The following is an 8,234-nucleotide window of genomic DNA, read 5'->3' on the forward strand; positions in this document are numbered from 1 at the left end:
AGCGCCCAGTATCCCTGATCTCGCGGGTTCTCGCGGAAGGACAGCGGTGTCCGTCCCAACCTAGGAGAAAGCAATTCTTCACAGGCGCGTGCTTCGACTTCGACGTGCCTGCATCAGGAGATCATCGTGTATGTCGATAGAAGTGTGAGTCTCGCACCTCGAACATCAAGGGTGGCTCGGGTAATGCCGAACCAACTCGCCAGGTGACTCGGACCATGGTGGAGAGTTCCGGTTTGCGTGTGCCTCCGCAGTACGGTCCGTTTCTGTCGCCGCAGGATCTGCTGCGCGCGGTCAGTGGATCCACCGAGAGCGATTGCCCGCTGGCGCAGTGGGCGGGGAAACTTGGATCGTTGTATCGAGCGTGGCTCGGTGACCCGTCCGCCGCCACGATTCGCCACCAAGTCGCGGGGGTTGTCCATGAGATCGATGTGTGGATCGCCGCGCAGCTTCCACGGCCGCGGGCCGGGACGCCACGGGGAACCGATTCGGTAGGCGGGGTGATCGCGCGGGTCGCCGAAGCCTCGGCCTGCGCGCATTGGGCCCTGCACCACATGGAGGATGCCGTCCAGCGTCACCGAGCCTGGGATCATCTCGCGGAAATGCGCGAGGGCTATGAGGATCTGGTAGTGCTGGCAATGAGTGGCTTGATCAGATTGCCCAAGTCCTGGCCCGGCATCAGCTGGCTGGCCGGCGCCACGGCGAAGTAGCGCGCGAGACCCTTGACCTCGAGCAAGGTTGCGGTCGTAGCATCACCGCCATGACGGCGACGGCTATCAGCGGCACCTGGCGGGAGCTGTTGGGCCCGAAGTACCTCACGGCGTCCATAGTGCTGGCCGGTGGCGTGGGACTGTACGCCACCAACGAGTTTCTGACTGGGGCCGGGCCGCCGCGGCGATCAACACCGTTCAGCTGGTCTGTGGCGCCTTCGGCGCGGGCCTGGCCGGGGTGGTGGTGAACGCGACCGACGCGGGCGGAGCAACTCCGGCACGATGGTTGTTCGCGACGTTCGCGGTTCTCGCCGCGCTCGGCGTGGTGGCGTCCACCAGGAGTGGCCGTCGAGTAGGTCGGTCGGTCCGATCAGCCGAGCCTGCTATCGGAGGCTGATCTCGTCCGCACCCAGCACACACCGCCCCTGGGCAGCCCGAGCACTCCCCCGGCTGTTCTTCCAGTTGGGGAGAACTCAGGCGTAGATCTTGTCCACGTCGGCGGCGTACTTTTTCATGACCGCCGCGCGCTTGAGTGACATTTTCGGGGTCAGCTCCCCTGTCGCCTCGGACCAGTCCGCGGGCAGGATGCGGATCTTCTTGATGGCCTCGGCGTGGGAGACCAGTGTGTTGGTGTCGGCGACCGCGGCGTCGATCTCCGCGACGAGGTCGGGGTTCTCGATGAGTTTCTCGATCGGGGTGTCGGCGGGCAGGTTGTGGCGGTGCTTCCATCGCGGAAGGGCTTCGGGGTCGAGGGTGAGCAGGGCGCCGATGAAGGGGCGGCCGTCGCCGACCACCATCGCCTGGCCGATCAGGGGATGCGCGCGCAGCGAGTCCTCGAGCAAGCCGGGTGAGACGTTCTTGCCGCCCGCGGTGACGAGGATTTCCTTCTTGCGGCCGGTGATGGTGAGGTAGCCGTCGCGGTCGATGGCGCCGAGGTCGCCGGTGCGGAACCAGCCGTCGGTGAAGGCGTCCGCGGTGGCGTCGGGGTTTCCCCAGTACTCGTGGAACACGACCGGGCCGCGGAGCAGGAGTTCGCCGTCGTCGGCGATCTTGATGCCGTGGCCCTCGGTCGGGCGTCCCACGGTGCCGACCCGGGTGTTGCGCGGGGTGTTCACGGTGATCGCGGCGGTGGTTTCGGTGAGTCCGTAGCCCTCATAGATGGGGATGCCGGCGCCGCGGAAGAAGTGGCCGAGGCGTGCGCCGAGTGGTCCGCCGCCGGATACTGCTGCCTCGCACTGTCCGCCGAGGGCCTGGCGCAGGTGGCGGTAGACGAGCTTGTCGAACAGTGCGTGTTCGAGTGTGCGCAGGAGTCCGGGGCCGCCGTTGTCGAGTGACTCGCTCCAGGCGATGGCCGTCTCGGTGGCCCGGTCGAAGATCCTGCCCTTGCCTGCGGCGTGTGCCTTCTGCTTCGCGCCGTTGAAGACCTTTTCGAAGACGCGCGGCACGGCGAGGATGAAGTTCGGGCGGAAGGCGCCGAACTGGTCGACGAGCGTGGACCAGTCGGAGCTGAACGCGACGACAACCTTGGCGTCGAGTGCGGCCAGCGTGACGGCACGGGCGAAGACATGCGCGAGCGGCAGGAACATCAGGGTCTTGTTGCCGTCGGTGACGAACTCCTCCAGGGCGATGCGGTCGGACTTCGACTCGGCGTAGAGGTTCCCGTGCGTGAGCAGCACGCCCTTGGGTCGGCCGGTGGTGCCGGAGGTGTAGATCAGGGTCGCGGCTGCGGCGGCGCCGACCTGCGCGCGGCGCGTGTGGACGGCATGGTCGTCCAGATCGGCGCCTCGCGCGGTGAGTTCGGCGATGACGCCCTTGTCGATCTGCAGGATTTCGCGCAGGGCGGGTAGTGCGTCGGTGTCGATCTCGTCGATGATCCGGGCATGTTTGTCGCTGTCGACCACCAGCAGCTGTGTCGCGGAGTCCTGCAGGATCCACTTGGCTTGCTCGGCGGCGGAGCTGTCGTAGATGGCGACGGTGCAGCCGCCCGCGGCCCAGATGGCGTGGTCGAGTACGACCCACTCGTAGCGGGTGGGGGCCATGATGGCGATGCGGTCGCCGAGTTCGATGCCCGAGGCGATGAGGCCTTTGGCCACGGCGGTGACGGTCTGCGCGAACTCGGCGGCGGTGATGTCGGCGAGTTCGCCGCTGCCGGTCGCGACGTTGAACAGCACCGTGCCGGGCGATTGCTCCGCGTGCCGGAACACGCTGTCGGAATTGTTCGCCTGTTCCGGCACGGTGTAGGAAGCAGGGGCTTCGAACTCTCGCATGGGTGCCCTTCCTGGGGTGATCGATCGGTGGTGCCGCTACTGCGCGGTGGCCGGTTCCTGGCTGTGGTCGAGGCCGAGGCGGTGCAGGCCGCGCAGGTCGTAGGTGTGGGTGGCGACAGCGCCGATGACCAGTCCGATCGCCAGGCCGATGAGCGTCATCCAGAGTCCTTGGCTCATGCCGGCTTCGAGGTGGCCGTCGAAGAACAGGATGGCGCGCACGGCGAGATATATCTGGTGCATGGGTTCGAAGGTGGCCAGATCGGCGATCCAGCGGGGCGTGGCCTCGAGCGGGATGGTGCCCGAGGACGACGGGATGCCGAGGACGACGAACACGATGAGGTTGATCATCAGACCCGCGGTGCCGAAGGCGGCCATGACCGACAGGCCGGTGATGGCGATGGCGGTGATGGCCAGGGTGCCGTAGAGGAACAGCAGCAGCGGTCGCTCGATCGACATGTCGAGCAGGGCGCCGACGCCGAGGAATACGCCGGAGGCCAGTGGTGCGCTGATCGCGGCGATCCCCCATTTGATGAGCAGGGTGCGCCAGCGGCTGATCCGGGCCGGGGTGGTCGACTTGTGCCATGGCCCGTATTCGGCGGGGATGAAGCCGAGGGAGCCGTCGACGAGGGAGTTGATCATCATCGCGCCGCTGAAGCCGACGATCAGCAGGACGAGGGTGTAGAAGAAGGCGGCCAGGCCCTGGCCGGTGCCTTCGGGCAGCGGGTGGTACGGGGTGACGACGACGTCGATGGGCTTGGTGAGCTGCAGTTGTGCCGCTCCGCTGAGTGGGGTGGCGCCGATCGCGCCGTGGACCTGCTGGGCGAGCTGGGTGCCGACGGTGGTGTTGACCTGGGTCATGGCCTGGTCGGCGATGGTGTGCATGATCTGGGCGGCGAGGGTGCCTGCGCGGGGGTTGGTCTGCACGGAGATGATCGGCTGTTCGACGTCGCCGGGGACGATCGACGAGGCGCCGAGGATGGCGACGCGTTTGGTGAAGTCGCCGGGGATGACGATGGCGCCGTAGACCTCGCCGTTCTGCAGTTGGCGCTGGGCTTCGTTGATGCCGACGGTGCGCAGGTCGATCTTGTCGGCCGGGATGTTCTCGCTCAGCGCGGTGGTGATCTGCTCGCCGAGGTTGGCGTGCTTGCCTGCGAGGGTGTCGCCGACGTCCTGGTTGACGACGGCGATCGGGAAGTCGTGCAGGTGCTTCTCGGGGTCGGCGGTGTAGCCGAGGTACATGGTTCCCAGGAGCGCGGCCAGCACGGTGACCAGCGTGATCGGTGCCAACCACTCGCGGATCGGCATGCTGCTCGGCGGGCGTTTCGGCGCGGTGTTGTCAGTCATGGCAACGTCAATGTAGTCAGCGACTACAAAGTAGTCAATGCAAACATTCGCTGTGTGTCGGATATCCTGCTAGCACCATGTCCCTGCACTCGCGCTACCACCACGGAGACCTCCGCGCCGCGTTGCTGCAGCACGCCGAGTCGGCGCTGCGCACAGTCGGTGCGGACGGCCTGTCGCTGCGTCAGCTGGCACGCGATACCGGTGTGAGTCACGCGGCGCCGAGCAGGCACTTCCGCGACAAGCAGGCACTGCTGGACGCGCTGGCCGTCACCGGGCTGGAACGGCTCGGGGCGTGCTTCGAGCAGGCCGTGACAGACGGGCCGATCACGACGCGCCTGCAGACCTTCGCCCATGCCTATCTGCGGTTCGCCGTCGACAATCCCGATCTGCTGCCGCTGATGTTCGCGCGTAGGCACAGTTCGACCGACACCGAGATCCAGGCGGCCGCCGAGCGTGCCTTCGCCGTTCCGATCGCGCTCATCGCCGAGGGCCAGGCGGCCGGCGAGATCGTGCCCGGTGACCCGAAACGTCTCGGTGTCACCGCACTCGCGGCGCTGCAGGGCCTGGCGACGTTCGTCGGCTCGGGCTACACCGCCGACTACGACTCCGAGGAACTGCTCGACGATCTGGTCAGGCACATGACCCTGGGGCTACTCCCCCGCCCCTGAGCGCCGCGGTCAGTTGGTCACCACATCCCTGCGTCGGAATCCGTACGCGCCCGCGACGCACAGGGCGAGCGCTACCAGGGTGGTGACCAGCACCGGCGCCGGCGCGAATGCCACCGCGGGGACCAAGGGGATGTTGTCGAACGGTGAGATGCTCATCAGCCAGCTCGGGAACCTCAGCGTCGCGCCGAACATCAACACCACGAAACAGAAACCGAGGGCGATCCACGCACCCGAGGTGGCCGCGGGCAGGAATCCGAAGAGCGCCACCGTGATTCCGCCGAGCACCCACACCGCGGGCAGATAGGTCACCGATGCCGCGAGCAAGGGCAGCAGCTCGGACATGTCACCGGTGATCACGCCGTACAACAGTCCCATGCCGAATCCGCCCAGCGCGAGCACCACCGCCGAACCCGCGAGCATGATGACGGTGTGCCCGGCCAGCCAGCGCAGCCGGGGCAGGCTCGTCGACAGCAGTGGTTCGGTGCGTCCGGCAGCCTCTTCCGCGCGCGGACGCAGGCCCGCGGAGATCGTGTACCCGGAACCGATCAATGCCAGCAAGCCTGCCGACATGGCGTAGAAGGCGTCGACCAGGCTGCCCATCTCCTGGCCGAGCAGTTCGCCCAGATCGACGTCACCGAGCAGATCGCCCACATCGTTGCCGATCGAGCCGAATGCCAGACCCGCGAGCAGCATGCCGATCGACCAGCCGATCAGGGAACCGCGCTGCAGGCGCCAGGCCAGTCCGAACGCGCTGTGCATGGCCCTGCCCGCGCGGGCAGGGCCGGGTCGTGGTGGGAGTACACCGGCACCGAAGTCGCGGTGATCGAGCACTTGCCGCGCCGCCGCGGTCACCGCGACAGCGACGACCAGCGACAGGAGTACCGGCCACCAGGTCTCCCCGTCGTAGGGTCGCATCGCCTGGCCCCAGCCCAGCGGCGACAGCCACGACAGCACCCCGTTGCCCACATCGCCGACCGCGCGCAGGACATAGGAGACCGCGATCGCCGCACCGGTGATGCCGTAGACAGCGCGGGTGCTTTCGGTGAGCTGGGCGGCCAGCAGTGCGATCGTCATGAACACCAGGCCCGCGCAGGTGGCGCCGCCGCCCAGGGCGATGGATCCGGCGGTGGGCAGCTTGTAGGAGATCAGGCTCAGTGCGATCGCGGCCCCGTAGATCAGGTTGGCCGCGGCGGTGAGAACGGCCGCGGCGGTGAAGGCAGCGTGCCTGCCGACGACGCCGGAGCGAATGAGTTCGTCGCGGCCGGTTTCCTCGTTGGAGCGGGTGTGGCGGCCGATGAGGAACATGCTCATCAGTCCGGCCACGATCATGCCGAAGGCCGCGGACTGGAAGGCGACTTGGCCGCCGATGGTGTCGAGTACCCGCGGCGGGCCCGCCATGGCCACCATGGCGGCATTGCCTGCCATGCTGGCGGCGACCCGATCGAGGTCGGCCTGGGTCGGGTAGGCGATGTCGACGCCGACGGCTTGGGAGTAGTAGAGGAAGGTTCCGCCGAGGATCCAGCAGATCAGAGCGATCCGTTCGCGGCGTAGGAAGAAGCGGATGAGGGTGGTGGTGCCGGTCAGCGTTGTCATGATTCCGGTACCCCGGAGGCGGCGAGTTCGTCGCCGTAGTGCCGCAGGAACAGTTCCTCGAGGGTGGGTGGTCTGCTGGTCAGGGTGCGGATGCCGAAGCCGGCGAGATGGCTGATGGCCGGGTCGAGGTCGACGGTGTCGACCTGGAATCGGGCCCGGTTGCCTTCGACGACGAGATCGTGCACGCCCGGCAGTGCGTCGAGCTCGGTCGGTGGGCGGGTCGTCTCGCAGGTGATCGAGGTGCGGGTGAGGTGGCGCAGGTCGGCGAGGGTGCCGGATTCGATGGCTTGTCCGTGGCGGATGATGGTCACCCGGTCGCACAGTGCCTCGACCTGGGCGAGGATGTGGCTCGACAGCAGGACGGTGCGGCCTTGCTCTTTGACCTCGTCGATGCATTCCTGGAAGACCGCTTCCATGAGCGGGTCGAGACCGGAGGTCGGTTCGTCGAGCATGAGCAGTTCGACATCGCAGGACAGTGCCGCTACCAGAGCCACCTTCTGCCGGTTGCCCTTGGAGTAGGTGCGGCCCTTCTTCGTCGGGTCCAGGTCGAATCGTTCGAGCAGTTCGGCGCGGCGTTTCTCGTCGAGGCCGCCGCGCAGGGTCCCCAGCAGGTCGATGACCTCGCCGCCGCTGAGGTTCGGCCACAGGTTCACATCACCGGGGACATAGGCCAGGCGCCGGTGCAGCTCGGCGGTCTGCGCCCACGGGTCGCCCCCGAGCAGGGTGGCGGTGCCGCTGTCGGCGCGCAGTAGTCCGAGCAGGACCCGGATGGTGGTCGATTTGCCTGCTCCGTTGGGGCCGAGGAAGCCGTGTACCTCGCCGGTGGTGACCTGGAGGTCGAGTCCGTCCAGTGCGCGCGTTCGTCCGAACGTTTTGACCAGGTTCGAGATTTCGAGTGCCGCAGCCATTCTGCCAGGGTAGTTCCGGCGCAGTCGGGGCAGCGGCGGATTGCGGTGCGTGCCTTGGCTTGCAGACGAAGCGCACCCCCGGGGTCCGGGGGTGCGCTGTTGCGTCGGTGTGGTTCAGGCTGCCGGCGGGTGGTGTCGGCGGGCGCCGACCGATTCCGCGGCGAACAGCAGCACGATCGCGGCGACGACCGCGAGCAGGAAGCCCCAGAAGTTGAGTTCGGTGATCGATCCGACACCGATGAGGCTGGCGATCACCCCGGCGATGAGCGCGGCGGCCATGCCGATCACCAGCGTCATGCCCATGCTGATGTTCTCTTTGCCTGGCTTGAGCAGCCGTGCCAACACGCCGACCACCGCACCGATGATCAAGAACCCACAGACCTGAACAATCGCATTCCACATCGCTGGAACCTCCTGTGCTGGCGAATTCGGTTGCGATCGATCATTTCCCGCCGGCGGGTGTCGGTGCCAGTCCGGGCGGCTTCGTGTGGCCCAACCGTGTCCACACCGACGCCACATCACAACATCGCTCGCGGGCCGTGTCTGCTAGTTGGTTCCGGCGAGGATGACCGGGCGGCCGTAGCGGGGTTGGGTTGGTCTGTTGCTGTGTGGGAACAGCGCGCGATACCGGTCGACGTCGGCGATCGCGACGGGGCTCGGATTGCGCAGCACGATCCATTCCACGCCTTCGGTACACGGGGGTGTGGTCAGTGACCCTTGGTACCGGAACTGAGCGAGGTTGTCGGG

9 protein-coding genes and 1 pseudogene are annotated in these 8,234 nt (G+C 67.2%); 4 read left to right on the top strand and 6 right to left on the bottom strand.

Translation table 11 applies throughout. The annotated features are described in order from the left end of the window. The first annotated feature begins 215 nt into the window (after positions 1–215). The 3 genes and pseudogenes from ACFWPJ_RS17950 to ACFWPJ_RS17960 form a co-directional block, all read left to right on the top strand. Positions 216–707, top strand: coding sequence for a hypothetical protein (locus ACFWPJ_RS17950; protein ID WP_378852678.1), 492 nt, complete (start codon positions 216–218; stop codon positions 705–707). Between the two features lie 50 nt (positions 708–757). Continuing rightward, positions 758–955, top strand: coding sequence for a hypothetical protein (locus tag ACFWPJ_RS17955; RefSeq protein ID WP_378852680.1), 198 nt, complete (start codon positions 758–760; stop codon positions 953–955). Further along, positions 883–1,104 (top strand): annotated as a pseudogene (locus ACFWPJ_RS17960) (MFS transporter); the annotation flags it as partial. The gene ACFWPJ_RS17955 and the pseudogene ACFWPJ_RS17960, both read left to right, overlap by 73 nt. A gap of 76 nt (positions 1,105–1,180) precedes the next feature. On the opposite strand, the gene ACFWPJ_RS17965 reads toward ACFWPJ_RS17960, so the two are convergent. Further along, positions 1,181–2,974 (bottom strand): AMP-dependent synthetase/ligase, encoded by a 1,794-nt coding sequence (locus ACFWPJ_RS17965; protein ID WP_378852682.1) that lies wholly within the window; start codon positions 2,972–2,974, stop codon positions 1,181–1,183. Between the two features lie 36 nt (positions 2,975–3,010). Continuing rightward, complete coding sequence (locus ACFWPJ_RS17970) at positions 3,011–4,318, bottom strand: DUF3533 domain-containing protein (protein WP_378852683.1); 1,308 nt, start codon at positions 4,316–4,318, stop codon at positions 3,011–3,013. 77 nt (positions 4,319–4,395) lie between these two features. On the opposite strand from ACFWPJ_RS17970, the gene ACFWPJ_RS17975 reads away from it, so the two are divergent. Beyond that, positions 4,396–4,986: a TetR/AcrR family transcriptional regulator gene (locus ACFWPJ_RS17975; RefSeq protein ID WP_378852685.1), complete on the top strand. Its 591-nt coding sequence runs from the start codon at positions 4,396–4,398 to the stop codon at positions 4,984–4,986. A 9-nt stretch (positions 4,987–4,995) separates the two neighbouring features. Here ACFWPJ_RS17975 and ACFWPJ_RS17980 read toward each other — a convergent pair whose 3' ends face one another. The 4 genes from ACFWPJ_RS17980 to ACFWPJ_RS17995 all read right to left on the bottom strand — a co-directional run. After that, positions 4,996–6,579 (bottom strand): ABC transporter permease, encoded by a 1,584-nt coding sequence (locus ACFWPJ_RS17980; RefSeq protein ID WP_378852687.1) that lies wholly within the window; start codon positions 6,577–6,579, stop codon positions 4,996–4,998. Continuing rightward, on the bottom strand, positions 6,576–7,487 hold the full coding sequence (locus ACFWPJ_RS17985) for an ATP-binding cassette domain-containing protein (RefSeq protein ID WP_378852689.1): 912 nt from the start codon (positions 7,485–7,487) through the stop codon (positions 6,576–6,578). The genes ACFWPJ_RS17980 and ACFWPJ_RS17985 overlap by 4 nt, the downstream gene beginning before the upstream one ends. 114 nt (positions 7,488–7,601) lie before the next feature. Beyond that, positions 7,602–7,889 (bottom strand): GlsB/YeaQ/YmgE family stress response membrane protein, encoded by a 288-nt coding sequence (locus tag ACFWPJ_RS17990; RefSeq protein WP_378852691.1) that lies wholly within the window; start codon positions 7,887–7,889, stop codon positions 7,602–7,604. Between the two features lie 144 nt (positions 7,890–8,033). Beyond that, the coding region (locus tag ACFWPJ_RS17995) for a carbonic anhydrase family protein (RefSeq protein WP_378852693.1) at positions 8,034–8,234 on the bottom strand (201 nt) is incomplete at its 5' end.

Origin of the sequence: Nocardia sp. NPDC058497, from assembly GCF_042720195.1 — a bacterium.
GTDB lineage: Bacteria > Actinomycetota > Actinomycetes > Mycobacteriales > Mycobacteriaceae > Nocardia.